This is a genomic window from Saccharothrix sp. NBAS 001 (assembly GCF_056640475.1).
The window spans coordinates 7,750,606-7,776,449 of record NZ_CM153251.1; the positions used below are offsets into that span (position 1 = coordinate 7,750,606).

Below are 25,844 nucleotides of genomic sequence, written 5' to 3' on the forward strand. Positions count from 1 at the left end.
AACCCGCCGGTAACCCGACTTACTGGATCGATGCCGCACACTGGCCCGGTGGACGAGCAACGGGAGCAGGCGAGGCTGGCGGAGTCCGACGCGCCCACTTCGCCGTGGCGGCTGTGGGGCCCCTACCTGGCCGGACGGCAGTGGGGCACGGTCCGGGAGGACTACTCGGCGGGTGGCGACGCGTGGACGTCGTTCCCGTTCGAGCACGCCCGGTCGCGCGCCTACCGCTGGGGCGAGGACGGCATCGCGGGCATCTGCGACGTGCACGGGTTCCTCAACCTCGGGCTCGCCCTGTGGAACGGCCGGGACCCGATCCTCAAGGAGCGCTACTTCGGCCTGGCCAACGAGGAGGGCAACCACGGCGAGGACGTCAAAGAGCACTGGTGGGTGACCGACGGCACGCCCACGCACTCGTGGATGCGGGTCGTCTACCGCTACCCGCAGGCCGAGTTCCCGTACCGCGAACTGCGCGAGCTGGCCACCAACGCCGGGCGGGAGGGGCGCGAGCCCGAGCTGTCGGACACCGGCGTGCTGGACGAGAACCGGTTCTTCGACGTCCAGGTCACCTACGCGAAGGCGTCGCCGACCGACATCTGCGTCGAGATCACCGCGACCAACCACGGCCCGGACCCGGCGCCGCTGCACCTGCTGCCGCAGCTGTGGTTCCGCAACACGTGGGCGTGGGGCCGGGACGACCGCCGGCCTCGGCTGCAGGCGTCCACGAAGGGCGGTTGGCGGCGGATCGCCGCCGAGCACGGCGCGCTGGGCGGCTACACCCTGCACGTCGAGGGCACGCCGACGCTGCTGGTCACCGAGAACGAGACCAACGAGGTCGAGCTGTTCGACGCGGCGGACAACCCGGCCCCGCACACCAAGGACGGCATCGACCGGTACGTGGTGCGCGGCGACGCCAAGGCGTGCCGGGTCACCGGTCCGGACGAGGAGGGCGGGATCGGCACGAAGGCCGCCGCCTGGTACTCGTTCGACCCGGTCGAGCCCGGCGAGGCGGTGGCCGTCCGGCTGCGGCTGGTCGCGGGCGACGGCCACCCCGACGCGTTCGGCCCGTCCTTCCAGTCCACTGTGGACGAACGCCGGGCGGACGCCGACGCGTTCCACCGGACCGACCTGGACCCGGTGCGGGACAAGGTGGTCCGCCGGGCGCTGGCGGGCCTGATGTGGACCAAGCAGCACTACCGCTTCCGCACCCGGGAGTGGCTCGACGGCGACCCGGCGCAGCCCGCCGCGCCGACGTCGCGGCGGTCGCCGCACGCCCGCAACGCGCACTGGCGGCACTTCGACGTGGCGGACGTGATCTCCATGCCCGACGAGTGGGAGTACCCCTGGTTCGCGGCGTGGGACCTGGCGTTCCACACCGTGCCGTTCGCCCGGGTCGACCCGGCGTTCGCCAAGGAGCAGTTGCTGCTGCTGTGCCGCGAGTGGCTGATGCACCCCAACGGCCAGCTGCCCGCCTACGAGTGGGAGTTCGGCGACGTGAACCCGCCGGTGCACGCGTGGGCGGCGCTCCAGGTGTTCGCGATCGACCCGGACCGCAAGTTCCTGGCCAAGGTCTTCCACAAGCTGCTGCTGAACTTCTCCTGGTGGGTCAACCGGAAGGACGCCGACGGCAGCCACCTGTTCGAGGGCGGGTTCCTCGGCATGGACAACATCGGGCCGGTGAACCGGTCCGAGCCGATGCTCGGCCAGTGGCGGCTGGAGCAGTCCGACGCGACGTCCTGGATGGCCGCCTACAGCCTGCACCTGATGCGGATGGCGCTGGAGCTGGCCCGGCACGACGACTCGTACGAGGACGTGGCCACGAAGTTCGTGGAGCACTTCCTGAGCATCGCCGAGGCGTCCACCCGGTTCGGCTCCGGCGGGCGCGGGATCTGGGACGAGACCGACGGCTTCTGCTACGACGTGGCCTCGCGCCGGCTGCCGGACGGCTCGGTCGAGTCCCAGCCGCTGCGGGTGCGGTCGATGGTGGGCCTGATCCCGGTGCTGGCCTGCGCGGTGCTGGAGCCGTGGGTGTTCGAGGAGCTGCCGGGGTTCGCGCAGCGGCTGGAGCACCTGCTGGCCCGCCGCCCCGAACTCGGCCGCTTCCTGACCAGGCGCGACGGGCGGGTGCTGCTGGCCGTGCTGGACGAGGACAAGCTGCGCCGGGTGCTCGGCCGGATGTTCGACGAGGGCGAGTTCCTGTCACCGCACGGGATCCGCAGCCTGTCCGCCGCGCACCGGGAGGGCCTGGAGGTGCAGGTCGCGGACCAGGAGCACCGGATGGGCTACGAACCGGGCGAATCCCGCACGCCGATGTTCGGCGGCAACTCGAACTGGCGCGGCCCGGTCTGGTTCCCGACCAACGCCCTGCTGGTGGAGGCCCTGCGGACGGTCGAGTCGTTCCACGGCGGTCGGTTCCACGTGGAACTTCCCACCCGCTCGCAGCGGCACGTGACGGCCGGGCGGGCGGCGGACGAGCTGGTCCGCCGCCTGGTGTCGCTGTTCCTGCCCGACCACGACGGCCGCCGCCCGGCCGACGGCAAGCGGGTGGAGTCGACGGACTCGGCGCTGTGGCGCGAGCACGTCACCTTCAGCGAGTACTTCGACGGCGACACGGGCGAGGGCCTGGGCGCGACGCACCAGACCGGGTGGACCGCCCTGGTGGCGAGCCTGCTGACGGATCGTCGACAAACGGGCGCCGGCGGCGCAGCTGTTGGGTGATTTGGACCAAACGCCTGAACATATTGCGGCCTGGTGGGCGGTGTGACGCAAGATTCGTGCGCCACTTCGGGCTGTAACACGGACGTGCTGTGCACCACGTCACCCAAGTGGCAGTATGCCGGACACTCGACCGACACAGTTACGAGGAGTGACGCCGTGGCCCGTCGTACCAGGCACGCTGTGCTCGCCATGCTGCCCGTCCTAGCGCTCGCCGCGACGGCGTGCGCGACCAAGGTCGACACCGGCACCCCTCAGGACAGCGGGTCGGGAATCACCCTGGTCAAGAGCGGGAAGCTGGTCACCTGCACGCACCTGTCCTACAAGCCGTTCCAGTACACCGAGGGCGACAAGACCGTCGGCTTCGACGTGGACCTGGTCGACCTGGTGGCCAAGGAACTCAAGGTCACGCAGGAGATCTTCGACACGCCGTTCGAGAACATCACCTCGGGCACGGTCTTCACCACCAACGAGTGCGACGTCGCCGCGGCCGGCATGACCATCAACGAGGACCGCAAGAAGGCGATCGACTTCTCCGAACCGTACTTCGACGCCTCGCAGGCGCTGCTGGTCAAGAAGGACTCCGGGCTCAAGGACCTGCCCGACCTCAAGGGCAAGCGGCTGGGCGTCCAGCAGGGCACCACGGGCGAGGAGTACGCCAACAAGAACTCCGCGGCCAACGGCTACACCGTCGTCCAGTTCGAGGACCTGCCGCTGATGGAGACCGCCGTGCGGACCGGCGCGGTCGACGCGGCGATCAACGACAACGGCGTGCTCTACGACTACATCAAGGAGTACCCGGACACCGCGGTGACCAAGGAGTTCGCCACCGGCGAGTCCTACGGCATCGGCTTGAAGAAGGGCAACACCGCCCTGAAGACCAAGATCGACGCGGTCCTGAAGACGGCCAAGGACAACGGCGACTACGACCGGATCTACGAGAAGTGGTTCGGCAAGAAGCCGGAGAAGAAGTGACCGGTTGACCGCGGGGCCGGTGTTCACGGACACCGGCCCCGTCCCCTGTCCGAACCGGCCCGACCCTCCCGCGAGAGGCCCCGAACATGGCCATGTCCAAACGACGGCGGGCGATCGCCTTCCGCCGCGCGCAGTACGCGCTCCTGATCGTGCTCGTCCTGCTGATCGCGTTCCTCGCGGACTGGGGCGAGATCAAGCAGTCGTTCTTCGACCTCGAAACCGCGCAGAAGATGTTCCCCACGGTCATCTCGACCGCGCTGGTCAACACCGTGATCTACAGCGCGTTCGGGTTCGCGATCGGGTTGGGGCTGGGCCTGCTGCTGGCGCTGATGAAGCTGTCGCCGGTCGCCCCGTGGCGCTGGATCGCCACCATCTACATCGAGTTCTTCCGCGGCGTGCCGGCCCTGCTGGTGTTCGTCGCGCTGAGCGTGGCGGTGCCGCTCGCGTTCGGCCTGAAGTTCGACATCAACTCCACCGCCGGGCTCGCGCTGGGCATCGTCGGCAGCGCCTACATCGGCGAGACGATCCGGGCGGGCATCCAGGCCGTGCCCAAGGGCCAGATCGAGGCCGCCCGGTCGCTGGGCATGTCCCAGGGCCGCACGCTCGCGACCGTGGTGATCCCGCAGGCGTTCCGGATCATCCTGCCGCCGCTGACCAACGAGCTGATCATGCTGACCAAGGACTCGTCGCTGATCTCCGTGGTCGGGCTGACGGCGGCGGAGTACGAGCTGACCAAGTTCGGCCGCGAGACGCTGAGCCGGTCGCCGTCGCTGACGCCGCTGCTGATCGCGGGCATGTGCTACCTGATCATCACGTTGCCGCTGGGCCACCTCTCGCGGTACCTGGAGCGGCAGACCGGCGGCAAGAAGCTGAGCACGCCGGAATCGACGGGGGTGTAGGGCGATGTCCGAGGAAGTCGCAGGCTCCGCCGAGCCGGGCCTGGCCGTCGAGGTCACCGGGCTGAAGAAGGCGTTCGGGCCGCTGGAGGTGCTCAAGGGCATCGACCTGGCGGTGCGCGGCGGTGACGTGGTGTGCATCATCGGGCCGTCCGGCTCGGGCAAGTCGACGCTGCTGCGGTGCGTGAACCTGCTGGAGGAGCCCTCCGCCGGGCGGATCGTGGTCAACGGCGTCGAGCTGACCGACCCGGACGTCGACATCGACGCCGTGCGCACCCGGATCGGCATGGTGTTCCAGGGGTTCAACCTGTTCTCGCACCTCAACGTGCTCAACAACCTGACCGTGGCGCAGCGCAAGGTGCTCAAGCGCCCGCCCGCGCAGGCGCAGGAGATCGCCCTGCGCAACCTGGAGCGCGTCGGGCTGTCGGACAAGGTCAACGCCATGCCGGCGCAGCTGTCCGGCGGGCAGCAGCAGCGGGCGGCGATCGCGCGGGCGCTGTCCATGGACCCGTCGGTGATGCTGTTCGACGAGCCGACCTCGGCACTGGACCCCGAACTCGTCGGCGACGTGCTGGGCGTGATGCGCCAGCTCGCCGACGAGGGCATGACCATGCTGGTCGTCACGCACGAGATGCAGTTCGCCCGCGAGGTGGCCGACCGGGTGCTGTTCATGGACGGCGGGTACGTGGTGGAGGAGGGGCCGGCGGCGCAGGTCATCGGCGACCCCCAGCACGAGCGCACCCAGTCGTTCCTGGCCCGCGTGCTGGACCCGACCCACCAGGGTCCCGGCGACTGACCGCGCCCGCCGCGCGACGCCGCGGCCGCCCGGGACCCGGGAAGATCGCGGGCCGCGAACGGAGCATTTGCGCTGATCTGCTTGCGGGAGCCGCCGCCGAACCCGCATTGTCGATCACATGACCGAGACGGGGGCGCGCGGGCTGGACGTGTTCGACCCCAGCCCGCCGCGCACCCACTGGATGCCGGCCGCCGACGTGCTGCGCGGGGTGGGCGAGGCGGACGGCGGGCGGCTGCTGCCCCGGCGCAGGCCCAACGTGCCGCCGGTGATCCGGGTGGTCGACCGGTTCCTGACCGGGCCGCTGGACCTGCGCGGGGTGGAGCTGAGCTACCTGCTGGAGTTCGTCCGCTGCCGGTTCGAGGAGCCGCCGGACCTGCGGCAGGCCCGGCTGGCCGGGGTCGAGTTCGCGGACTGCCGGCTGCCCGGCCTGCGCGCCCGCAACCTCAGCAGCGCCAACGAGGTGTCGCTGGAGGGCAGCACGGTCGAGGGCCGGGTGGACCTGACCGACGCCGACATCGCCGCGTCGCTGTCGCTGCGCCGCAGCGCGCTGCGCGTGCCGGGCGGCGTGGCGGTGCAGGCCGACCGGGTGAAGCTGGCGGGCGCGCTGCTGGCGCAGGGCGTGTCCGTGGTGGGCGAGCTGCGGATGGCGAGCGCCCAGGTCGGCGGCTACTGCAACTTCTCCGGCGGCGTGCTGGACAACCCCGGCGGCTACGCGGTGCTCGGCACCAACGCGCACGTCGGCGGCAGCCTGCTGCTGAGCAACGCCGCGATCCGCGGCACGGTCCTGCTGGCCAGCGCCCGGGTCGACGCCGAACTCACCCTGCGCGGCGCGACCGCGTCCGACGGCCGCGAGGACGTCGACGCCGCGCTGGACCCGCACGCCGACCCGTCCTCGACCGTCGTGCTGGACCGGATCACCGTCGCCGGGGACGTGCACCTCGACCGGGGTTTCACCGGCGCGGGCACGGTCCGCATGGTCAACGCCGCGCTCGGCGGCACGCTGTCGCTGTCCGGCGGCCGGTTCGACGCGCTGAACCCGCCCGAGGGCACCGACCCCACCGGCCACGGCCGGGCGCTGCACCTGGACGGGGCGCGGATCGGCGGCGACGTGATCGCCCGCCAGGCGCAGGTGCGCGGCCAGATCCGGATGGTCGACGTCCAGGTGAAGGGCAGCCTGACCCTCGACGGGTCCGCGGTGGACAACCCCCGGGCGGACGCGCTGCTGGGCAACCGGTCGCACATCGGCAGCAACCTCACGCTGCGCGAGGTCGAGGTGGCGGGCGGGCTGGAGCTGCGCGGCGTGCAGATCGGCGCGAACCTCGACCTGCGCGGCAGCCGGATCACCCGGCCCGGCCGCTACCGGCACATGCCGGCGGGCAAGCCGTCGCTCGACGTCGGCGGCGCGGTGATCGGCCGCGACCTGATCTGCGCGGGCGGCGCGAAGGAGTTCGTGGCGCACGGCGGCGTGCGGGCCCGGCGGGCGCAGGTCGGCCGGATGGCGAACTTCGCGGGCGCGGTGCTCGGCGACAAGCTCGACAGCCACGCGCTGAACCTGCTCGGCATGCAGGTGCAGGAACTCGTGCTGACCCCGATCAGCCCGCCGCGCGGGGACGTCACGCTGCGCCAGGTGCGCTGCACGTCGTTGGACGACAACGAGACGTTCTGGTCGGCCACCGGCTGGATCGACCTGGAGGAGTTCCGCTACGACTCGCTGCGCAACCCGATCGACCTGCGCGACGACCGGGAGATCGAGCGCCGGTTGCGCTGGCTGCGCCAGGCCACGCGGCGCACGTACCGGCCCGGTCCCTACGACCAGCTCGCCGAGATGCTGCGGGCCGGCGGCAACGACGAGCACGCGGCGACCGTCCTGGTGGAGAAGCAGCGGCTGCGCTACCGGGCGGTGGCCGAGGGCAGGCGGTGGCTGGGGCCGCTGGTGCTGCTGTGGAGCTGGCTGCAGCGGTCCATGGTCGGCTACGGGTACCGGCCGGCCCGCGCGTTGGCGTGGCTGGTGGTGTCGTGGGTGCTCGGCAGCCTCTGGTTCACCGTCGGCAAGCCGCTGGAGGTGATCAACGCCGACGACCGGATGCACTTCGACGCCTGGCTGTACACGATCGACCTGGTGGTGCCGATCGTGGACCTGGGCAACAAGAACCGGTGGCAGACCGAAGGCGCGTCGCAGTGGATCGCGGCCGGGCTGATCGTCACCGGGTGGGTGCTGGCCACGACGGTCGCGGCGGGCCTGACGCGGATGCTCAAGCGCTGACCGCCGGATTGCGGGCGGGAAGTGCCGGATCGGGGGATTCCACATCGGACGATCGGGTGGTGGGGTACCGGACGAACCCACCGACGTGCGGTGAACAGGGGGACGGGGATGGCCACACCGGTGCACCGCGCGTTGCTCGCGGTCGACCTGGAGGGGTCCGGGCAGCGGGACAACCACGCGGTGGTCGAGTCGCGACGGGTGCTGTTCGGCGAGTTGCGCGAGGCGTTCGAGGCCAGCGGCATCCCGTGGGCGTTGTGCGCCACGGAGACCGCGGGCGACGAGATGGTGGTGATCGTGCCGCCGGAGTTCCCGAAGCGGAACCTGATCCACCCGCTGCTCGGGCACTTGGCGGAGGGCCTGCGCCACCACAACCGGCAGGCGGCGGAGAACGTGCGGCTGCGGGTGCGGGTGGCGGTGCACGCCGGGGACCTGCTGGTGGACGACTACGGCACGACCGGGCGTCCGCAGACGCACCTGGCGCGGCTGCTCGGGTCGACGCCGTTGCGCGAGGCGCTGGCCGCCGCGCCGCCCACGGCGACGATCGCCCTGCTGGTGTCCGACCACTTCTACGAGGACGTGGTCAGCCAGGGCCACCGGGGCATCGACCCGGACCTGTTCACCCCGGTCCAGGTGCGCGAGAAGGAAACCGAAACACGCGCCTGGCTGCACGTTCCGGGACATACCACGCCCCATTCCTCGCAATTCCGCAAATCTGCGGAAAAAGCACCCCCTGAAGGCGGGTCCGGTGGAGTGAGCATCACCGGATCGGACATAAAAATCGGCGGTGACCTTTTCGGCGGCGACAAGTACAATTACTCTGACGGATCGTGATACCAGCTCCCACCGGGCAGAACGAGACCTACATCGGCCAACGCCTGCTGTTTCGACAGGCAGGCGAGGTCGAGGTCAGGCTGAACGACGTGGTCAACGGTGCGGATGCCAGGCGCATCCTCAAGCGGGCCATCCTCGGCTCCCTGCTGATCGGCTTCGCCTCGGCTGTGCTTTCCCTCCTGGTCGGGGTGGGAATGACCGTCGCGGTCGTTGCGGCGAATGGCACGGGCAGTGGCTTCGCCGGGCTCCTGAGCGGGCTCCTCCTGGCCGTGGCCATCGTCGGGCCGTTGATGTGGCTCGTCGTGGTCCTGTTCGTCCCCGAGGTGGACGTGCTCAGCGACTGGAACCTTCTGCTGGACGGCCAAGCCGACCTCGCGGACACCGCGTACGGCGTGGTCTGGCGCTCGCTGACGGTCGACCGGCGGACTCCGGTGGGAGTGTCGCCTCGCCGCGTCGACGTGGGGCCACCGGTGCGCGGAGTGCGCAATATGCTGCACATCTCGCTCGGCAAGTACTACTCGTACGTGTCGGTATTCGCATTCGGACACGATCTCTACCTGGGCTGGACCCTCTGGCGCAGGCAACTCCCGATCGGCGTGGTGTTGCGCTGGATGGGCTCGCTGTTCCGGGGCGACCCCGGCTACTCGGGCGCCATCGAAATGGAGCCCATCAAGGCGATGCGGGAAGCCGTGCACAACGCGCTGAGACAGGCTATCGAGGCAGGCGTCACGGGGAAGAGCATCCCGCTCCGGGAAACGTTCGGACACGGCGTTCCGGGGGAAACCCCGAACGGGGCGTCGCGTCGCGTCACGGTGCAGTACCCGGCGGAGGCATTCTCGGCCGACAACGACCTTCTCGGACACGCCGAACCTGGAGTGATGTACGAAGTCGTATCGGATGACGAAGCGGGCGTGGTGCTGCGTGACGGCTCCGGCAGCACGGCGCTGATCAAGGACCGCGCGGCGGTCCAGTGGTAGCTGTGACCCGGACCGCCGAGGGCTGGACCGTGCGGTTCGGTGTCCGGGTCACGGCCACCGTCGACCTGGACCGGCTGGTCGGGTACGTCGAGGGGTCGGCGGTGCAGCGGCTGCACCGGGCGCGTGAAGAGGACGCGGCCTACCTGGGGCGGTTGTGCGCGGGGGACCCGAGCGTGGTGCACGAGGTCCGCCGGCGCGGGTCCGAGGTGAGCATCGCGGGCACCGTGCGGCGGCCCGAGCGCGAGCGGGCGGTGGCGGCGGCCGAGGCGGCGCTCGCCCGGCTGCTGGACGTGCCGGCGCACGTGACGGCCGAGGAGTACGACCCGCCGGCGGTGCGAGCCGAGGTGCTGCTGCGCAAGCGGGCCGTGTTCAGCGCGCCTGCCCGGCCGGACGCCGGTGTGCGGTACTACCTGGCCGTGCCGCCGCTGTGGTCCGACCCGGCGGCGCTGCCCGGCCTGCTCGGTGACGCCGAACTGGCCGTCGAGCTGCGCCCGCACTGGGTGCGGCCGGACTTCGGGGCCCTGCTGGAGCGGGTCGCCGGCCAGTACGACCGGCTGGCCACGCCGACCGTGTTCCGCACCGGCGGGCTGTACGCGGCACCGGTCGAGCTGGCCGCCGAGCCGTTCGCGGTCCAGGCCGCGCCGCTCTACCGGGACGCCGCCGCGCGCTACCGGGGCTGGGTGTTCCGGGTGCGGATCGGCGTGGCGGGCGCGGATCCGGCGCACGTCGACCGGCTGGCCGCCGCGCTCAACGCCGACCACCGGCCGGTCGCGCACGAGCTGCCGGCGGCGCTGGACCTGCTGCGCGAACTCGCCGACCCGGCCGAGGCGGCACGCGCGGTGTGGCTGCCCGCCGGGCGCGTCGCGGGCTTCCCGCTGGTCGAGCCGCCGCCCGAGCGGACCGGGACGCACGGCGTGATCATCACCGACTCGACCGTGCGGGTGGACGGCGACCTGTTCGGCGGCCACAAGTTCGGGGTCACCTAGGGTTGGCCGGGTGACGGACCTGGTGCTGGCACTGGACGTGGGCGGCACCAAGATCGCCGGCGGGTTGGTGGACCGCGGTGGCGCGGTGCGCAGGGCGGTCCGGGTGGCCACGCCCGCCGACGACGCGGAGTCGGTCTGGCGGGCGGTCGCCGACGTGGTCGGGCAGGTGCTCGAAGGCGAGCTGGTCGCCGGGGTGGGCGTCGCCTGCGCCGGGCCGGTGGACGCCGCGCGCGGCACCGCGAGCCCGATCAACGTGACCGCTTGGCAGGAATTCCCGCTGCGTGAGCGGGTGGCCGCGCTGGTGCCGGGCGTCCCGGTGGAGCTGGCCGGCGACGGGGCGTGCATGGCGCTGGGCGAGCACTGGCAGGGTGCGGGGCGCGGCAGCCGGTTCATGGTCGGCCTGGTGGTGTCGACCGGGGTGGGCGGCGGGCTGGTGCTGGGCGGGCGGCCGTTCGGCGGGCGGACCGGCAACGCCGGGCACGTCGGGCACGTGGTGGTGGAGCCGGACGGCGAGCCGTGCACGTGCGGCGGGCGCGGCTGCGCGGAGACCGTCGCGGGCGGGCCCAGGATGGTCGACTGGGCGCGCCGGCAGGGGTGGCAGGGCCCGGACGAGGCGGACGCGGCGCACCTCGCGGCGGCGGCGCTGGCCGGGCAGGAGCTGCCCCGGGCGGCGTTCGAGCGGGCCGGGCGCGCGGTCGGCCTGGCCATCGCGGCGACGGCGGCGGTGTGCGACCTGGACCTGGCGGTGGTCGGCGGCGGCGTGGCGCAGGCCGGAGACCTGCTGTTCGACCCGATCCGGCGGACCGTGTCCGACCACTGTGGACTGTCCTACCTGGACGGTCTGCGGGTCGAGCCCGCCCGGCTGGGCGGCCAGGCGGGACTCGTCGGCGCGGCCGCCCTGGTGCTGCGGCCCTGATCCCGGTTCAGTGCGCGGCCACCGGCCTGACCCGGGGGCTGTCCTCGTCCACGTGGTAGTCCTCGCCCGAGGTCTCGTCGGTGCCGTTGAACACCCGCAGCTGCTTGGCGATCAGCGTGACGAGCACGGCGACGACCAGGTTGGCCACGACGGCGACGATGCCGACGTAGATCTGCACGGTCGAGCCCGCGAACGGGTGCCAGCCCAGCAGCGACAGCTTGTCCAGCGCCAGCGCCGAGCCGCCGAAGTGCGGGCGCTTGCCGTCCGCGCTGGGGATGTCGTAGAGCAGGTACATCCCCCAGCCCATGCCGACGACCCACCCGACGACCAGCCCGTAGACGTGGAACCACCTGGTGTACAGGGCGATCGCCACGGCGGGCAGCGTCTGGAGGATCATCACGCCGCCGATCAGCTGGAGGTCGATGGAGAACTGCGGGTCGATGAACACGATGAACGCGACCGCGCCGAACTTCACCACCAGCGAGGCGAGCTTGGCCTGCTTGGCCTCCTGCGCCGGCGTGGCGTTCTTCTTCACGTACTCCTTGTAGATGTTGCGGGTCCACAGGTTCGCCGCCGCGATGGACATGATCGCGGCGGGCACCAGCGCGCCGATGCCGATCGCGGCGAAGGCGATCCCGGCGAACCAGGACGGGAACTCCGCGCCGAACAGCACCGGGATGATGGTGTTGGTGTCGGGGCGGCCGGTGGCCTGGTTGGTGATCGGCGTGACGCCCGCGCTGATCGCCACGAACCCGAGCATTGCCAGCAGGCCGAGCAGCAGCGAGTACGCGGGCAGCGCCACCATGTTGCGCTTGATGACGTTGCGGCCGCGCGAGGCGAGGATCCCGGTCAGCGAGTGCGGGTAGAGGAACAGCGCCAGCGCGGAACCCAGCGCGAGCGTCGCGTACTGGAGCTGGTTGGCACCGGTGAGCAGGATGCCGTCGGACTTGGCGGGCGTCGCGTCGTACTTGGCCTGCGCGGTGTCGAAGATGGCGCCCCAGCCGCCGAACTTGCTCGGCAGGTAGATCACCGCCACCAGGATCACGATGTAGATCAGCGTGTCCTTGACGAACGCGATCAGCGCGGGCGCGCGCAGCCCGGACTGGTAGGTGTAGAGCGCCAGGATGAGGAACGCGATCAGCAGCGGCGCGTGACCGGCGATGCCGGAACCGTTGAGCCCCATGGTGCGCAGCACCGCTTCGAGGCCGACGAGCTGCAACGCGATGTACGGCATGGTCGCGACGATGCCGGTGACGGCGATGATCAGCGCCAGCCAGTGCGAGCCGTACCGGCCGCGCACGAAGTCGGCCGGCGTGACGTAGCCGTGCACGCGCGACACCGACCACATGCGGACCAGCGGCAGGAAGACGATCGGGTAGAGGATCACCGTGTAGGGCAGCGCGAAGAACCCGGTCGCGCCCGCGCCGAACACCAGGGCGGGCACCGCGACGAACGTGTACGCGGTGTACAGGTCGCCGCCGACCAGGAACCAGGTGATCCACGAGCCGAACTTGCGCCCGCCCAGGCCCCACTCGTCGAGGTGGTCGAGGGTGTTGCCCGACTTCCACTTCGCCGCGATGAAGCCCAGGACGGTGACGAGCAGGAACAGCGCGCTGAACACGACCAACTCGGTCCACTGCATCTACTTCGCCCCCTCGTCCAGGTCGTCCACGCCGAGCAGGTCGGGCTTGTCCTTCACGACCGGTTCACCTCTGGTCATCACGTAGACGAGGCCGACGCAGACCACGCCGACCGGTACCCAGGCGAACTGGTACCAGTAGAAGAACGGCAGACCGAACAGCCGCGGGCCGTCGAAGTTGAACCACGGCGTGACGAGCATGAGCAGCGGAATCAGCAGCAGCAGGTTCCAGTTGCTCCAGCGCAGGCTGGATTTTCGAGGCATGTGGCCCTCCGTGCGGCCCTGATGACTGGGTGTCGCAGGATGCTAGGCCCGGGAGGGGACGGCCGTCACGGTGTCCGGTGGGTTGCCGACCGGTTGCGTAGTGGAATCGTGACCGTTTTTCACTCCCCGCGCAGGCCGGTCACCAGGTGCCGCTCGGCGCGGTCGAAGTAGTCGGCCAGCGCCCGTTCGGCCGCGTCGGGCTCGTCCCGCAGCAGGTGCGCGCTGATCCGGCGGTTGAGCGGCAGGTACTCCTCGTGGAAGCCGCGCGGGTCGCCCATGACGTGGAAGGCCAGGCGCAGCTCGGCCAGCAGGCGGCGCATCTCCTCGTCCAGCCGGGTGCTGCCGGCCAGGCCGGTGATGGCCTGGTGGAACCGGATGTTCGCGGTGCCGACGGTCGTCCAGTCCTGCTGCTCCGCGCTGGCCAGGCCCAGGTCGACGGCCTCCTGGACGGGGCGCCGGACCTTGTCCGCGGCGTGCGGCCAGCAGCGCAGCGCGCCGATCTCGATGATCCGGCGGGCGGCGTAGAGGTCCACGATGTCGTGCCGGTCGGGCTTTCGGACGAACACGCCCTTGCTGTACTCGTGCACCAGCAGGCGCTCGTGGGTGAGCAGGCGGAACGCCTCGCGCAGGGTGTTGCGGGAGACCCGCAGGACGTCGCCCAGGGCCTTCTCGTTGAGCTGCCGGCCCGGCTTGATGTCGCCGTCCAGGACGCTGGTGCGGAGCTTGTCGGCGACCCGCTCGGCGGTGCTGGAGCGGTCGATGTCGGCCCGGTCCTTGGCCAGGGCCCGGAGCCAGTCCTCGGCGTCAACGCTCGTCATGGCGCGAGTCTAGTGCCCTACAAGTCAAACGGAGTATTGAGGGATTGTTGAACAATCCCTACATTGAACGCACGGGGAGGGAGGTGGGTCCAGTGACCCGGACCGTGGACCTGAACGCAGACCTGGGCGAGGGCTTCGGCCGCTGGTCGGTGGGCGACGACGCGGCCCTGCTGGGCCTGGTGACCAGCGCGAACGTGGCGTGCGGGTTCCACGCCGGCGACCCGTCGATCATGTACCGGACGTGCGAGACCGCCACTGCGGCGGGCGTCGCGGTCGGGGCGCACGTCGGGTACCGGGATCTCGCGGGGTTCGGGCGGCGGTTCGTGGACGTCCCGCCGGCGGAACTCACCGCGGACGTGCTCTACCAACTGGGCGGGTTGGACGCCTGTGCGCGGGCCGCCGGGACACGGGTGTCCTACGTGAAGCCGCACGGCGCTTTGTACAACGCGTTGGCGACGCACGAGGCACAGGCCGACGCCGTGGTGGACGCGATCCGGGCGTTCGACCCGTCGTTGACGGTGTTGGGGCTGCCCGGTGCGGTGTGGTTGAAGCGCGCCGAGGTGGCCGGCCTACCGGTCCGGTTCGAGGCGCTCGCGGACCGCGCGTACACCGGGCGGGGGACGTTGGTCGACCGGCGGCTGCCGGGCGCGGTGCTGCACTCGGTGGCGGAGATCGTCGAGCGGTGCGTGTCGCTGGCGGTGGACGGGCAGGTCCGGGCCGTGGACGGGCGGCTCGTGCGGATGCGGGTGGACTCGATCCGCGTGCACGGCGACACGGCCGGCGCGGTCGGCGTCGCGCGCGCCGTCCGGGAAGCGCTGGCCGGGGCCGGGGTGGACGTGGCGGCGGTGGCGGGCGAGGTCCGGCGGATCGCCTGACGGCCGAGGCGGTGACTGGTGAAGCACCCGGCCGGTCGGCGGGTGTCGGGCGGCCGGGCCCGTTCGGCAGGATCGGTGCGTGATCACAGGACTGCGGTGGGTGACGGCGATGGTGGCCGGGTTGGCGTTGGCCGGGGTGCCGGGGGTGGCGTCGGCCGAGGTGAAGCCGTGTTTCGACGGCCGGCTGCCGGTGACCGTCGAGGAGGGGCGGCTGACCGCCGTCCTGGCTCCCGGGCAGCCCGCCGTCGGGCCGGAGCTGGTCCGGCTCGGCGGGTTGGACGGCGTGGTCGGCCGGTTCGTCGCACGGCTGTGCTCGACCTCCACCGGACGGGCCGAGCAGGTGGTCACGGCGGCCGGGCGGGACTTGTGGCGGGCGGCGGGCGAACGGGCGCGGGCCGCGTCCGGGTGGGACGCCTACGACGACCGGCCGCTGTACTGGGCGCGGCTCCAGCTGACCAGGGCGGTCCGGCAGTGGGCGGTCCCGCTGCCCGCCGGCGGGCGGGACCGGCTGGTGCGGCGGGTCGACCTCGCCGCCCGGGGGCTGGACGACCTCGGGTTCCGCGACGCCGGCCGGCGGATCGTGGTGACCGGGTTCGACCCGTTCCAGCTCGACGGGACCTCCGTGCGGCGGTCCAACCCGGCCGGGGCGGCGGCGCTGTGGCTGGACGGGCGGGTGCTCGACACGCCGGCCGGGGAGGTCGTCGTGGAGGCCGCCGTGCTGCCCGTGCTGTGGGGGGCGTTCGACGAAGGGGTCGTGGAACGCGTCTACGGCGGCGCGCTCGCCGGGCGCAGCCGCCCGGACGCGTTCGTGACGATCAGCCAGGGCCGGCCCGGTCGGTTCGACGTCGAGCGGTGGGCGGCCCGGTGGCGGGGCGGTGCCCCGGACAACAACGCCGTCGGCGCGCGGGGACCGGTGCCGGACGCGCGGGACTGGCCGCAGCCGGCGCTGGAGTTCATCGAGACCTCGCTGCCCGCGCGCCGGATGGTCGACGCGGGCACCACGCCGTACCCGGTGGTCTTCAACCGGTCGTTCTGCGAGTGGCCGGTGGGCACCCCCGGCGTCGGGACGCCCAGCTGCCGCGCGGACGAACCCACGCCCGGCGCGGCGGCGGCCGCGGGCAGCGGCGGGGACTACCTGTCCAACGAGTCGATGTACCGGGCGAACCGGGTCCGGCTGGGGCTGGGCGCGACGGACGTCCTGGGCGGCCACCTGCACACTCCCGTGCTCGGGCAGCCCGCCGACCCGACCGCGCTGACCGACCCGGCGTTCGAGGCGGAACGACGCCGGATCGTCGATCAGGTGGCCGCCCTGCTCGCAGTAGTCTGACCGGCGTGCGACTGCGGCGGGCGATGATCGGACTGCTCGCGCTGTCGCTCGTCTCGTGCACCTCGCAGGTGGCCGGGTCCCCCGGCGGCGAGGTGGTCCGGCCGTCGCTGACGCCGACTGTGAAAGACCTGCCGAAAACCGGCCAGTGCACCGACGGCGGGCTCACCGTCGTGGACTGCGCCCAGCCGCACGAGGGCGAGACGGTCGGCATCGGCGAGTTCACCGGGATGGGCGCGGACTACCCGAGTGAACGCGACCTCCGCCGGCAGGGGATCGCCGGCTGCCGCAAGGCGATGGCGGGCTACCTCGGCAGCCCGGACCACGACGCCACCCGGCTCCAGGCCAACATCCTGTGGCCCAGCCGCGACGGGTGGGCGGCGGGGCACCGCTGGCGGCTGTGCACGGTGGTCGAACTCGGCCCGGACGGGCAGCGCCGCAAGCGCACCGGCGTGGTCCGCGACCTGCTCAAAGCCGCCGGGTTCGGCCAGGTCCAGCTGTGCGCGCAGGGCTCGCCGGCCAAGGACGGCGACCCGAAGATCACCCTGTGCGACGGCCCGCACCTGGCGGAGGCCGTGCCGGGCGTGCTGAACCTGGGCAAGCCGGGCGACCCCGCGCCGTCCCGGGACCAGGTGAACGAGCAGGCGGCGCAGCACTGCGCCACGGCGGTCGCCGGGTACGTCGGCGCGCAGCGCGAGGACGTGTTCGCGTCGTGGCGCTCGTTCGGCAGCCAAGCCTGGTCGGAGGGGTTCACCACGGCGGTCTGCTACGCCGAGGCGACCCGCCCGTTCACCGGCCGGCTGTGGGGCCTGGGGACCAACCCGCTGCCCGGGTGAGGCGGGCGGGTTAAGGGCCACCCACGAACCGGTGAAGTCCACAGCCTGTGCACAGCTTCATCCACAACCTGTGGACAACTAGCGGCGGCGGCACGCGAGCACCAGCAGCAGAACGCCGAAGCCGAGCGGCACCCCGCTCTCGAACACCGGCCTGAGCACGGGCAAGACCGGCAGGACGCCCAGTTCGCGAGCGACCGAAGCACCCACCGCGAGCACCCCGGCGGTCAGCGGGGCGGCTGGGGACAGCCGCCCCAAGGTCATCAGACCCATCAGGAGTCCCGCGAGTCCCAAGGCCACCAGGCCGCGCACCCGGACCTCGTCGAACTGGTCGAGCCCGTAGCCCCACGCGAAGGCTGCGGCGACCACCCCGACCGCGCCGACCAGGACGCCCAGCGCGTGCCACCACGGCGACCCGCGGCGACCGCGCGGCGGTCCGGACGGCGGCTCGACCGGGTAGTACCGCACGATCCCGGTCTGCGGCCCGACCTGCACGTCCCGAGGACCGTCGAACTGCAGGCCGCCGAGGAAGTCGTCCTGCTGGCTCACTCCTCCTTGGTACATCGGCACCAGCCGGAAGTCACCGCGGGTGATCAAAAAGAGACCCGGTGGACGTCTCCTCCACCGGGTCCCTCCAGGAAAAGCGGGTGATCAGCCGAGCCGGAGCTTGAGCGCCTCCAGCTCGTCGCGCAGCGAGGTCGGCACCTTGTCGCCGATCTTCGCGAACCACTCCTCGATCATCGGGATCTCGGCGCGCCACTCGTCGGCGTCGAAGTTCAGCGCCGCCTCGATGTCGGCGTGCACGGCGTCGAGTTCCGAGAGGTCCAGCTCGTCGGCGGTCGGCACGTGGCCGATCGGGGTCTCCCGCGCGGCGGCCTTGCCCTCGATGCGCTCGATGGCCCACTTCAGCACGCGCGAGTTCTCGCCGAACCCGGGCCACAGGAAGCGCTTGTCCTCGCCCCGGCGGAACCAGTTGACGTAGAAGATCTTGGGCAGCTTGTCCGCGTCGGCCGACTTGCCGGTGTCGATCCAGTGCTGGAAGTAGTCACCGGCGTGGTAGCCGATGAACGGCAGCATCGCCATCGGGTCGCGGCGCACGACGCCGACCTGGCCGACGGCCGCGGCGGTCGTCTCGCTGGACAGCGTGGCGCCCATGAACACGCCGTGCTGCCAGTCGCGCGACTCGGTGATCAGCGGGATCGTGGTCGCCCGGCGACCGCCGAAGAAGATCGCCGAGATCGGGACGCCGTTCGGGTCCTCCCACTCGGGGGCCTTGATGTCGCACTGGGCGATCGGCGTGCAGTAGCGCGAGTTCGGGTGCGAGGACAGCTCCTCGCCGCCCGGCGTCCAGTCCTGCTTCTTCCACGAGGTGAGGTGCGCGGGCGGCTCGCCCATGCCCTCCCACCACACGTCGCCGTCGTCGGTGAGCGCCACGTTCGTGAAGAGCGAGTTGCCCTTCTCGATGGTGCGCATGGCGTTCGGGTTGGTGTGGTAGTCGGTGCCGGGCGCGACGCCGAAGAAGCCGTTCTCCGGGTTGACCGCGTAGAGCCGGCCGTCCTCGCCGAAGCGCATCCAGGCGATGTCGTCGCCCAGGGTCTCGACCTTCCAGCCCGGGATGGTCGGCTCCAGCATCGCGAGGTTGGTCTTGCCGCAGGCGCTGGGGAACGCGGCCGCGATGTAGTAGACCTTGGCCTCGGGCGAGGTCAGCTTGAGGATGAGCATGTGCTCGGCCAGCCAGCCCTCGTCGCGCGCCATCACCGAGGCGATGCGCAGCGAGTAGCACTTCTTGCCCAGCAGGGCGTTGCCGCCGTAGCCCGAGCCGAACGACCAGATGGTCCGCTCCTCGGGGAACTGGGTGATGTACTTGGTGTCGTTGCAGGGCCACGACACGTCGGCCTGGCCGGGCTCCAGCGGCGCGCCGATCGAGTGCAGCGCCTTGACGAAGTCGCCGTCCTCGCCGAAGCGGGCCAGGGCCTTCGTGCCCATCCGGGTCATGATGTGCATCGAGACCACGACGTACTCGGAGTCGGTGAGCTCCACGCCCAGCATGGGCTTCTCGGCGTCCAGCGGGCCCATGCAGAACGGGATCACGTACATCGTGCGACCGCGCATCGAGCCGCGGTACAGCTCGGTCATGATCCCCTTCATCTCGGCGGGGTCCATCCAGTTGTTCGTGGGGCCGGCGTCGGCCTCGTCCACGGAACAGATGAACGTGCGCTCCTCCACCCGGGCCACGTCGGTCGGGTCCGAGGCCGCCCAGAACGAGTTGGGTTTCTTCTTCAGCGGGACGAACGTGCCGGCGTCCACCAGTTTGGCCGTGAGGCGGTCCCATTCGTCCTGGGAACCGTCGGCCCAGACGACCTCGTCGGGGCAGGTCAGCTCGGCAACCTCGCGCACCCAGGAGAGCAGCCGCGCGTGGTTGGTCGGTGCCTGGTCGAGACCGGGAATGGTCACTGCCGTCATCTCGTCTCGTCTCCTAGGTGCGCCGGCCCACGGTGGACGCCGTTGTCCGGGTGGGACGTCCTCGGGAATAGCTCCGCCCGCCCCGGTGGAGGGCGTGCCGTTGAAGGGATAGACGGAGGTTAGCCGGGTTAATCCCCGGTAACGCACATCTGTCCTGTCGGCTCCCTCACAAAACCGATTCTGGAATCGATTCAGCACCCGATCATCACAAACCCCGCTGTGACCTGGGCTTTAGTTGCCGAAATGCAAGGGCTGGGCCGTGCGGCGGCCGCCACACGCGGAGGTTGCCGGCCCGTGCCGAGGTCGAACGCGTGTGAGAGCGCTCTCACGTTGCGGCGCAAGAATTGCACGGAAATTGTCCGGGTTGTTGTCAGTAAGGCCAGGCGTCGCGCACGGCCGCTTCCGCGGCCGGCCGGTCGACGCCCAGCGCACGGACTTCCGCGACAAATCGGGCGGCGGCTTCGGCGAGCGGCTCGGGTGGCACGGGCGGTTCGGCGGGCGGCGGCAGGTCCGCGACCACCGTGCCCCGGCGGCGGGCGGTGACCAGCAGGCCGCCGGTTTCCAGTTCGCGGTAGACGCGCGCCACCGTGCCCGCCGACAGGCCGAGGTCGCGGGCCAGTTGGCGGATCGGCGGGAACGGCGTGCCGGCGGGCAGCGAGCCCGAGCGGATCAGCTGGACCAACTGGTCCCGGATCTGCCGCCACGGCGGCACGCCGTTGTCCGGGTCGACCACGACCCACAGCGAGTCCGTCATGGCGCGGGCCGGGTGTTCGAGGCGGCGCGGGCCGGCCGGACGACCCGGAACCACGCCACCAGCCCCACCGGGAGGGCGAGCACGCCGAGCGCGAACGCGACCGGGTAGACCGGCTGCCACACGTGGCTCAGCAGCGCCACCGACCGGTACGCGGCGAACGCCAGGTAGGCCATCAGCGCCATGCCGACGCCCACCGCGACCCGCGCGCTGCGCGTCCGCAGGGCGGTGTCGATCAGCGGATCGGCCACGGCCCCGCGCCAGACCGCGAGCGACACCACGCCGGACACCAGTGCGAGGCCCAGCACCACGACGATGACCACGGTGCCCCCGTGCGGGAAGAACGCCGGTTGGCGCGAGGACGGCGGCACGAACAGGCCCACCGCCGAGATGGTCACGGCGGTGGCGGCGAGCGCCAGCAGGACGACCACCGCCCACCGGGGCACGAGATCCCGCCAAGCGCGCCGCGACAGCGTGGCCGCCCTGGGCCCCGGGACGCGGCGCAACGCGCTGAAGGCTTCCGCGACCAGCAGGACCACGAGGACCGGCAGGCAGTGCCGCAGGAGGCTGAGGACCACCAGGAGCGGCTCGTCGTCGGAGAGCGCGAGGACGCTCGGCGTGAACAGGACCAGCGGCAGGTAGAGCAGGCGGCGGTCGCGCAGGTAGTCGGCCGCGATGAGCGCCTGCGCCTCGTCGGCGTCGAGGACGCCCCACCGGGCGAGGAACCGGCGGCCGGCCTGCGGGGTCGCCACCACGAACACCAGCACGACCAGGGCGATGAGCCCGAACACCACGAGCGGCATCAGCGGACCTTCTCGTGCGGCACGGGAGCACCGGGCTTCGCCGGGTTCGCCACCCACATCCAGCCGCCGATCGAGACGATGGACATGACCAGGCCGAACCAGGGCGACGCCGGGACGGCCGCGAGCCACGCCGGGGCGGCGTCCGGGGTGCTCAGGCGCAGGCCGTGCAGAGTCCACAGCCGGGCCATGGCGGCGGACGCCATCGCACCCGCCCACCCGATCCCGATGCCCACCGCGACCCGCGCGCTCCGGGTGCGCAGCGCCGCGTCCGACCCGGGGTCGCCGGTCGACGCGCGCCGGACCGCCAACCAGACCACGCCGAACACCGCCGCCGCGCCGACCACCACGCCGACCAGCACCAGGACGCCGGACGGTCGCAGGATCTCGTCCCGGTACGTCGGCGAGAGCCTCTCGGCGGTCGCCGCGACGTGGCGCGACCACGGCCGGGCGAGCAGGTCGGCGACCGCGAGCACCACCGCGACCGCGGACAGCGCGAGCTGGACGACCACCGCCGCCCGGGGGACCAGGTCGTGCCACCGGCGCGGTGTCAACGTCGCGATCCGCACCCCGCGCACCGGCCGCAACGCCGCGACCGCTTCCGCGAGCAGCAGCCCCACGATCAGGGCGGCGATGCTGTGCGGTGGGCCGGGGGTGGCGGTCGGCGGGTCGAGCACGGACGCGGCGACGGGGACGAGGAGGAACAGCGGCGGGTAGAGCAGCCGCCGCCGGCGCAGGTAGCGGACGGCGGCGGTGTCCTGCTCGTCGGTCGGGTCGGCGACGCCCCAGCGGCGCAGGAACCGGTGGGCGGTGGCGCGCGTGGGCCACAGGACGAGCAGGACGGCCAAGCCGATCAAGCCGGATAAGAACGCGATCTCCACGACACCCGCCCCCTTTGTATCAACCCCTTGTTACAAAGGATCGCACACGGCGTCACACCGTGTGAAGGTCCGCTCGGGCGCGGGCGATGGCCTCGTCCAGCGACGTCCGGAAGTCGGCCACCAGTTCGGGGTCGAGACCGAACGCGAACCGGTCGCCCGGGCCGAAGACCTCCACGACCCCGCGCGAGACCTCGATCGCGCAGCGGGCGGGCTCGCCCCGTTCGGTCGCGCAGCGGACCAGCCATTCACGGCGCTCGGACACCTCGTCGGCCATCACAGCCTCCTACCTGATTGTATGTGATCGAACACGGACAGCAACGGCTTAAAGTTTAGATTTAAGTGAGACTTTGAGCTATTACCCGATGGGGTGGAGTGATCAATGGGCACGGCCAGGTCGACCGTCGAGCGCCTGCAACTCGGCTTGGCGCTGACCCGACTGCGCACCCGCTCCGGCCGGTCGCAGGGCGAGGCCGCCGAGGCGATCGGTCGCACCGGCGGGCGGCTGAGCCAGGTCGAGAACGGCAAGGGCGGGCTCGGCCCGGAGGAACTGGCCAAGCTGCTGGACTTCTACGACGTGCGCGGACCCGAGCGGGAGACCGTGCTGGCGCTGGGCGCGGCGGCCCGCCGACGCGCGCCGCGCCGGGCGTACGTGGACAACCTGCCCGAGCCCTTCCAGCGCCTGGGCGAACTCCAGGCCGCCGCCCGCGAGATCGCCTGGTACGAGTGCGGCGTGATCCCGGGACTGGTGCAGTCGCCGGAATACGTGCGGGCGATCATGGCACTGTCGAACTCGATCCACTGGGACGACTCGGAGGAGGAGACCGGCGAGCGGATCGCGTTCCGGCAGGAGCACCAGCGGCGGGTGCTGGAAGCCGGTGACCCCAAGGACATCCGGATGGTGTTCACCGAGGACGCGCTGGACCACGTGATCGGCGGACCGGCCGTGATGCGGGGGCAGGTGCTGCACCTGCTCCAACTGGCCGAGCGGCATCCGACGCTGAGCATCCGGGTCGTGCCGAACACCGCCGTGGACAACCCCGCACTGGGCGGAGGTCTTGTCCTGCTGGACTTCCCGCACGCGATGCCGGTGACCTTCGCGGCGGTTCTGCATGGCCCGTACACCTTCTACGATCAGCCAGAGGACATCGAGCCGATGCAGCGGCTGTTCAAGCGGGTCGAGAACCTCGCGCTGAGCCAGGACGACACCCGCACGCTGCTGTTGGAGAGGATCAAGGAGTGCCGATGACGCACGACACCGGGTGGTTCAAGAGCAGCCGCAGCTCCGGTGGCAGCAACGGCTGCGTCGAGGTGCGGTTCACCGACGACCTCGTGCGGGTACGGGACTCAAAGAACGTCAGCGGGCCGCAGTTCCGATTCACCGCACACGCCTGGCAAGCGTTCGTACGGCACCAGACGGTGGACTGACGATGAGCCGCGACACGGGGTGGTTCAAGAGCAGCCGAAGCTCCGGTGGCAGCAACGCGTGTGTCGAGGTGCGGTTCACCGACGACGCCGTGCGGGTGCGGGACTCCAAGAACGTCGGCGGGCCACAGTTCCGATTCACGACGCACGCCTGGCAGGCGTTCCTACAGCACCAGGAGACGGACTGACGATGAGCCGTGACACAGGGTGGTTCAAGAGCAGCCGCAGCGCCGCAGCAAGTGACGCGTGTGTCGAGGTGCGGTTTGCCGACGACGTAGTGCGGGTACGGGACTCAAAGAACGTGGGCGGACCGAGGTTCTTGTTCACCCCGCGCGCGTGGGAGGCGTTCCTCGCCGGCACGCGCCGCTAGCCTGCGTCGAACATCTGTTCGAGTTCTCCACAGGTGTGGACAGACCTGTGGATCGAGCCGGAAAACCGGGTGCAACACATCGCCGCCCGAAATGACTCTCAGGGGCGTGACCCCACTCCAGAGCAGGCGGCCGAGCCGAGGCGTGCATGACCTTTGACGACTTCGTGGCCGACCGCTTGGACCCGCTCCTGCGCTACGCGACGGTGCTCTGCTACGACCCGCACCTGGCCAAGGACATCGTCCAGGAGGCGTTGCTGCGGGCGCAGCAGCAGTGGCCGCGCATCCAGGCCGAGGTGGACAACCCGTCCGCGTACGTCAAGCGCATGGTCACCAACGAATTCCTGTCCTGGCGACGGCGCAAGGCCACCCGCGAGGTGAGCGCCACGCTGCGCACCCTCGACGAGATCGGCTCGCCGACCGCCGATCCCACCGACGACTACACCGAGCGCGAAGCCATGATGGCCCGGCTCGCGAAGCTGCCGCGCAAGCAGCGCGTCGCGCTGGTGCTGCGCTACTACGAGGGCTGCGACGACGCCGAGATCGGAGCCGTCCTCGGCTGCCGGCCGGGCACGGTGCGCAGCCTGCTCTCGTGGGGTCTGGCGACGCTGCGCCTGCGGGCCGTCGACCCGCACACCCCCAGAGCGCTGGCCGTGGCGAAGGAGACGACCTGACATGCCGAACGAGACCGAGTTCCGCGACGCCCTCGCCCAGCACGCCGACCTCGCGCGGGGCCGGCAGGACGTCCTGGCCGCGCTGCGCGACCCCCGGCGCACGCCCCCGCCGGCCCGCAACCTCGTGCCGCTGGGCGTCGTCGCCGCCACGGTCGTGCTGTTCGGGGCGAGGGCGGTCGGGCTGATCACGCTGACGGGCACCCCGGCGTACGAGGTGACGCGCAACGCCGACGGCACGGTGACCGTCAAGATCAACGACGTCGCGGCGATCGACCCGGCGAACGAGAAGCTCCGCGAACTGGGCGTGCGCGCCGCGGTCGTCCCGGCGACGTCGGACTGCGCCGCCCCGGAGCCCGCCTACCCCGGCACCGGCTGGGACGTCCCCAGCCCGTCCGGCGACTCGATCACGATCGGTCGCGTCCCCGAGGGCTACACCTTGCTGCTGTCGGTCCACACCACAGCGGACCGGGGCACCGGCCTGGGCTTCACCGCCCCGGTCAAGGGGTCCGCGCCGGCCTGCGTGCCGGCCGACGACCCGGAGCGCGCGACGCCCCGGTAGCCCGGCGGGCGGTCAGTTCGGGCTGATCCACTGGCCGGTCACCGAGTCGATGCGCACGACGCCCGACACGGTCACCTTCTCGTCGCCGCCCGCGCCGCCGGTCCACACCGTGTCGCTGTCCAGGCCGTTCTTCGAGTCCGGGACGTACTTGCCGGTCGAGTCGATCTTGCCGTGCTCGACCTGGGTCCACTCGTCGTCGCCGGTGTGCTTGGACACGGTGACCTCGCCCGCCGCGGTGATCTCGGTGGCGATGTCGGCCTTGCCGTCGCCGTCCACGTCGGTGAACAGCCAGGTGTCGCCCTCGGCGTCCTTCACCACGGCGGTGTCCGCGCGGCCGTCGTTGTCGGTGTCCTCGGTGGCCGGGCCGACGTTCTGGTCCGGGCCGCCCTCGACGTCCACGGTGATGGTCTTGCCGGCGTTCGCGTTGGTCTGCTGGGTGTGGTCGTCGCCCGGGTCGACCGCGATCCACTCGCCGGACCGCTCGTCGAACCGCGCCTGGCCGACCAGGTCGCCGTCCTTGTCGAACGTGCTCATCAGGTCCGCGTCGCCGTCGCCGTCGGTGTCGCTGAACGCGAGGTGACCACCGTCGTCGGTCTCGACCACGGCGCTCTCGTCGATGCCGTCGTCGTTGAGGTCGAAGGTCGCCTCGGTGGTGTACTCCTCGTCCTCGACGGTGACCTTCAGCTCGCCGTCGGTCGCGCCTGTCTCGTCGACGTACACCCGGAACCCCCTCCTGCGCTCAAGTACCGGTAAGACTCACGTTATGCCGATCCGGTTCCGCGGGGGAACCCACGTCACCCGTTGTCAGGGACCGGTCACGCG

At 71.5% G+C, this 25,844-nt stretch carries 28 protein-coding genes; 18 read left to right on the forward strand and 10 right to left on the reverse strand.

The window, feature by feature from the left end; all coding sequences use genetic code 11:
* Positions 1 to 48 precede the first annotated feature (48 nt).
* The 9 genes from AC0HI0_RS33940 to AC0HI0_RS33980 all read left to right on the forward strand — a co-directional run bounded on the left by AC0HI0_RS33940 (position 49) and on the right by AC0HI0_RS33980 (position 11,352).
* Positions 49 to 2,715 (forward strand): MGH1-like glycoside hydrolase domain-containing protein, encoded by a 2,667-nt coding sequence (locus AC0HI0_RS33940; protein WP_480927553.1) that lies wholly within the window; start codon positions 49 to 51, stop codon positions 2,713 to 2,715.
* Positions 2,716 to 2,871: 156 nt separating this feature from the next.
* Positions 2,872 to 3,687: an ABC transporter substrate-binding protein gene (locus AC0HI0_RS33945; RefSeq protein ID WP_480927554.1), complete on the forward strand. Its 816-nt coding sequence runs from the start codon at positions 2,872 to 2,874 to the stop codon at positions 3,685 to 3,687.
* An 86-nt stretch (positions 3,688 to 3,773) separates the two neighbouring features.
* Complete coding sequence (locus AC0HI0_RS33950; RefSeq protein WP_480927555.1) at positions 3,774 to 4,586, forward strand: amino acid ABC transporter permease; 813 nt, start codon at positions 3,774 to 3,776, stop codon at positions 4,584 to 4,586.
* 4 nt (positions 4,587 to 4,590) lie between these two features.
* Positions 4,591 to 5,379, forward strand: a complete 789-nt coding sequence (locus AC0HI0_RS33955) for an amino acid ABC transporter ATP-binding protein (RefSeq protein ID WP_480927556.1) — start codon at positions 4,591 to 4,593, stop codon at positions 5,377 to 5,379.
* Between the two features lie 118 nt (positions 5,380 to 5,497).
* Complete coding sequence (locus AC0HI0_RS33960) at positions 5,498 to 7,642, forward strand: translocation/assembly module TamB domain-containing protein (protein ID WP_480927557.1); 2,145 nt, start codon at positions 5,498 to 5,500, stop codon at positions 7,640 to 7,642.
* A 108-nt stretch (positions 7,643 to 7,750) separates the two neighbouring features.
* Positions 7,751 to 8,473, forward strand: a complete 723-nt coding sequence (locus tag AC0HI0_RS33965; protein WP_480927558.1) for a nucleotidyl cyclase domain-containing protein — start codon at positions 7,751 to 7,753, stop codon at positions 8,471 to 8,473.
* Complete coding sequence (locus AC0HI0_RS33970) at positions 8,470 to 9,450, forward strand: hypothetical protein (protein ID WP_480927559.1); 981 nt, start codon at positions 8,470 to 8,472, stop codon at positions 9,448 to 9,450. Before AC0HI0_RS33965 ends, AC0HI0_RS33970 begins: the two co-directional genes overlap by 4 nt.
* Positions 9,451 to 9,452: 2 nt before the next feature.
* A complete protein-coding gene (locus tag AC0HI0_RS33975) occupies positions 9,453 to 10,436 on the forward strand; it encodes a hypothetical protein (protein ID WP_480927560.1) in 984 nt (327 codons plus the stop codon).
* Between the two features lie 10 nt (positions 10,437 to 10,446).
* Positions 10,447 to 11,352: an ROK family protein gene (locus AC0HI0_RS33980; RefSeq protein WP_480927561.1), complete on the forward strand. Its 906-nt coding sequence runs from the start codon at positions 10,447 to 10,449 to the stop codon at positions 11,350 to 11,352.
* A gap of 7 nt (positions 11,353 to 11,359) precedes the next feature.
* On the opposite strand, the gene mctP is transcribed toward AC0HI0_RS33980, so the two are convergent.
* The 3 genes from mctP to AC0HI0_RS33995 all read right to left on the reverse strand — a co-directional run bounded on the left by mctP (position 11,360) and on the right by AC0HI0_RS33995 (position 14,073).
* The gene (mctP, locus tag AC0HI0_RS33985) at positions 11,360 to 12,994 is read right to left on the reverse strand and encodes a monocarboxylate uptake permease MctP (RefSeq protein ID WP_480927562.1); all 1,635 of its coding nucleotides are present in this window, start codon (positions 12,992 to 12,994) and stop codon (positions 11,360 to 11,362) included.
* A complete protein-coding gene (locus AC0HI0_RS33990) occupies positions 12,995 to 13,255 on the reverse strand; it encodes a DUF3311 domain-containing protein (protein ID WP_480927563.1) in 261 nt (86 codons plus the stop codon).
* Positions 13,256 to 13,374: 119 nt separating this feature from the next.
* Positions 13,375 to 14,073, reverse strand: coding sequence for a GntR family transcriptional regulator (locus tag AC0HI0_RS33995; protein WP_480927564.1), 699 nt, complete (start codon positions 14,071 to 14,073; stop codon positions 13,375 to 13,377).
* Between the two features lie 92 nt (positions 14,074 to 14,165).
* Between AC0HI0_RS33995 and AC0HI0_RS34000 the strand changes: the two genes are divergently transcribed.
* From AC0HI0_RS34000 to AC0HI0_RS34010, 3 genes are all read left to right on the forward strand, one after another.
* Positions 14,166 to 14,948 carry a LamB/YcsF family protein gene (locus tag AC0HI0_RS34000; RefSeq protein WP_480927565.1) on the forward strand — a complete coding sequence of 261 codons (783 nt, stop codon included), beginning with the start codon at positions 14,166 to 14,168 and terminating at the stop codon, positions 14,946 to 14,948.
* Between the two features lie 79 nt (positions 14,949 to 15,027).
* Entirely contained in the window at positions 15,028 to 16,275 is a 1,248-nt protein-coding gene (locus AC0HI0_RS34005; protein ID WP_480927566.1) for a hypothetical protein, read from the forward strand.
* Between the two features lie 5 nt (positions 16,276 to 16,280).
* A complete protein-coding gene (locus AC0HI0_RS34010) occupies positions 16,281 to 17,108 on the forward strand; it encodes a septum formation family protein (protein WP_480927567.1) in 828 nt (275 codons plus the stop codon).
* A 78-nt stretch (positions 17,109 to 17,186) separates the two neighbouring features.
* Here the strand turns inward: AC0HI0_RS34010 and AC0HI0_RS34015 are convergent, their stop codons facing one another.
* The 6 genes from AC0HI0_RS34015 to AC0HI0_RS34040 all read right to left on the reverse strand — a co-directional run bounded on the left by AC0HI0_RS34015 (position 17,187) and on the right by AC0HI0_RS34040 (position 22,274).
* The gene (locus AC0HI0_RS34015) at positions 17,187 to 17,654 is read right to left on the reverse strand and encodes a hypothetical protein (RefSeq protein ID WP_480927568.1); all 468 of its coding nucleotides are present in this window, start codon (positions 17,652 to 17,654) and stop codon (positions 17,187 to 17,189) included.
* A gap of 102 nt (positions 17,655 to 17,756) precedes the next feature.
* A complete protein-coding gene (locus AC0HI0_RS34020) occupies positions 17,757 to 19,568 on the reverse strand; it encodes a phosphoenolpyruvate carboxykinase (GTP) (protein WP_480927569.1) in 1,812 nt (603 codons plus the stop codon).
* Positions 19,569 to 19,938: 370 nt separating this feature from the next.
* Entirely contained in the window at positions 19,939 to 20,322 is a 384-nt protein-coding gene (locus AC0HI0_RS34025) for a GntR family transcriptional regulator (protein WP_480927570.1), read from the reverse strand.
* Positions 20,319 to 21,122 carry a hypothetical protein gene (locus tag AC0HI0_RS34030; protein ID WP_480927571.1) on the reverse strand — a complete coding sequence of 268 codons (804 nt, stop codon included), beginning with the start codon at positions 21,120 to 21,122 and terminating at the stop codon, positions 20,319 to 20,321. The genes AC0HI0_RS34025 and AC0HI0_RS34030 overlap by 4 nt, the downstream gene beginning before the upstream one ends.
* A complete protein-coding gene (locus AC0HI0_RS34035; RefSeq protein WP_480927572.1) occupies positions 21,122 to 22,000 on the reverse strand; it encodes a hypothetical protein in 879 nt (292 codons plus the stop codon). The genes AC0HI0_RS34030 and AC0HI0_RS34035 overlap by 1 nt, the downstream gene beginning before the upstream one ends.
* Before the next feature lie 52 nt (positions 22,001 to 22,052).
* A complete protein-coding gene (locus tag AC0HI0_RS34040; RefSeq protein ID WP_480927573.1) occupies positions 22,053 to 22,274 on the reverse strand; it encodes a hypothetical protein in 222 nt (73 codons plus the stop codon).
* Positions 22,275 to 22,379: 105 nt separating this feature from the next.
* Between AC0HI0_RS34040 and AC0HI0_RS34045 the strand changes: the two genes are divergently transcribed.
* From AC0HI0_RS34045 to AC0HI0_RS34070, 6 genes are all read left to right on the forward strand, one after another.
* Complete coding sequence (locus AC0HI0_RS34045) at positions 22,380 to 23,246, forward strand: helix-turn-helix domain-containing protein (RefSeq protein ID WP_480927574.1); 867 nt, start codon at positions 22,380 to 22,382, stop codon at positions 23,244 to 23,246.
* Positions 23,243 to 23,425, forward strand: a complete 183-nt coding sequence (locus AC0HI0_RS34050; RefSeq protein ID WP_480927575.1) for a DUF397 domain-containing protein — start codon at positions 23,243 to 23,245, stop codon at positions 23,423 to 23,425. Before AC0HI0_RS34045 ends, AC0HI0_RS34050 begins: the two co-directional genes overlap by 4 nt.
* Positions 23,426 to 23,427: 2 nt before the next feature.
* Positions 23,428 to 23,610, forward strand: coding sequence for a DUF397 domain-containing protein (locus AC0HI0_RS34055; protein ID WP_480927576.1), 183 nt, complete (start codon positions 23,428 to 23,430; stop codon positions 23,608 to 23,610).
* Positions 23,611 to 23,612: 2 nt separating this feature from the next.
* On the forward strand, positions 23,613 to 23,792 hold the full coding sequence (locus AC0HI0_RS34060) for a DUF397 domain-containing protein (protein WP_480927577.1): 180 nt from the start codon (positions 23,613 to 23,615) through the stop codon (positions 23,790 to 23,792).
* Positions 23,793 to 23,938: 146 nt separating this feature from the next.
* On the forward strand, positions 23,939 to 24,463 hold the full coding sequence (locus AC0HI0_RS34065) for an RNA polymerase sigma factor (protein WP_480927578.1): 525 nt from the start codon (positions 23,939 to 23,941) through the stop codon (positions 24,461 to 24,463).
* Between the two features lies 1 nt (position 24,464).
* Positions 24,465 to 25,022 (forward strand): hypothetical protein, encoded by a 558-nt coding sequence (locus AC0HI0_RS34070; RefSeq protein ID WP_480927579.1) that lies wholly within the window; start codon positions 24,465 to 24,467, stop codon positions 25,020 to 25,022.
* A gap of 12 nt (positions 25,023 to 25,034) precedes the next feature.
* On the opposite strand, the gene AC0HI0_RS34075 is transcribed toward AC0HI0_RS34070, so the two are convergent.
* On the reverse strand, positions 25,035 to 25,742 hold the full coding sequence (locus AC0HI0_RS34075) for a hypothetical protein (protein ID WP_480927580.1): 708 nt from the start codon (positions 25,740 to 25,742) through the stop codon (positions 25,035 to 25,037).
* Between the last annotated feature and the right edge of the window lie 102 nt (positions 25,743 to 25,844).

What these genes read in the sequence shown, in the direction of transcription:
- AC0HI0_RS34025 (WP_480927570.1), bottom strand. Translation starts at nt 20,322, where the DNA reads ATGACGGACTCGCTGTGGGTCGTGGTCGACCCGGACAACGGCGTGCCG.
- AC0HI0_RS33965 (WP_480927558.1), top strand. Translation starts at nt 7,751, where the DNA reads ATGGCCACACCGGTGCACCGCGCGTTGCTCGCGGTCGACCTGGAGGGG.
- AC0HI0_RS34070 (WP_480927579.1), top strand. Translation starts at nt 24,465, where the DNA reads ATGCCGAACGAGACCGAGTTCCGCGACGCCCTCGCCCAGCACGCCGAC.
- AC0HI0_RS33990 (WP_480927563.1), bottom strand. Translation starts at nt 13,255, where the DNA reads ATGCCTCGAAAATCCAGCCTGCGCTGGAGCAACTGGAACCTGCTGCTG.
- AC0HI0_RS33995 (WP_480927564.1), bottom strand. Translation starts at nt 14,073, where the DNA reads ATGACGAGCGTTGACGCCGAGGACTGGCTCCGGGCCCTGGCCAAGGAC.
- AC0HI0_RS33955 (WP_480927556.1), top strand. Translation starts at nt 4,591, where the DNA reads ATGTCCGAGGAAGTCGCAGGCTCCGCCGAGCCGGGCCTGGCCGTCGAG.
- AC0HI0_RS33950 (WP_480927555.1), top strand. Translation starts at nt 3,774, where the DNA reads ATGGCCATGTCCAAACGACGGCGGGCGATCGCCTTCCGCCGCGCGCAG.
- AC0HI0_RS34045 (WP_480927574.1), top strand. Translation starts at nt 22,380, where the DNA reads ATGGGCACGGCCAGGTCGACCGTCGAGCGCCTGCAACTCGGCTTGGCG.
- AC0HI0_RS34050 (WP_480927575.1), top strand. Translation starts at nt 23,243, where the DNA reads ATGACGCACGACACCGGGTGGTTCAAGAGCAGCCGCAGCTCCGGTGGC.
- AC0HI0_RS34060 (WP_480927577.1), top strand. Translation starts at nt 23,613, where the DNA reads ATGAGCCGTGACACAGGGTGGTTCAAGAGCAGCCGCAGCGCCGCAGCA.
- mctP (WP_480927562.1), bottom strand. Translation starts at nt 12,994, where the DNA reads ATGCAGTGGACCGAGTTGGTCGTGTTCAGCGCGCTGTTCCTGCTCGTC.
- AC0HI0_RS34065 (WP_480927578.1), top strand. Translation starts at nt 23,939, where the DNA reads ATGACCTTTGACGACTTCGTGGCCGACCGCTTGGACCCGCTCCTGCGC.
- AC0HI0_RS34030 (WP_480927571.1), bottom strand. Translation starts at nt 21,122, where the DNA reads ATGCCGCTCGTGGTGTTCGGGCTCATCGCCCTGGTCGTGCTGGTGTTC.
- AC0HI0_RS34040 (WP_480927573.1), bottom strand. Translation starts at nt 22,274, where the DNA reads ATGGCCGACGAGGTGTCCGAGCGCCGTGAATGGCTGGTCCGCTGCGCG.
- AC0HI0_RS34020 (WP_480927569.1), bottom strand. Translation starts at nt 19,568, where the DNA reads ATGACGGCAGTGACCATTCCCGGTCTCGACCAGGCACCGACCAACCAC.
- AC0HI0_RS33960 (WP_480927557.1), top strand. Translation starts at nt 5,498, where the DNA reads ATGACCGAGACGGGGGCGCGCGGGCTGGACGTGTTCGACCCCAGCCCG.
- AC0HI0_RS34055 (WP_480927576.1), top strand. Translation starts at nt 23,428, where the DNA reads ATGAGCCGCGACACGGGGTGGTTCAAGAGCAGCCGAAGCTCCGGTGGC.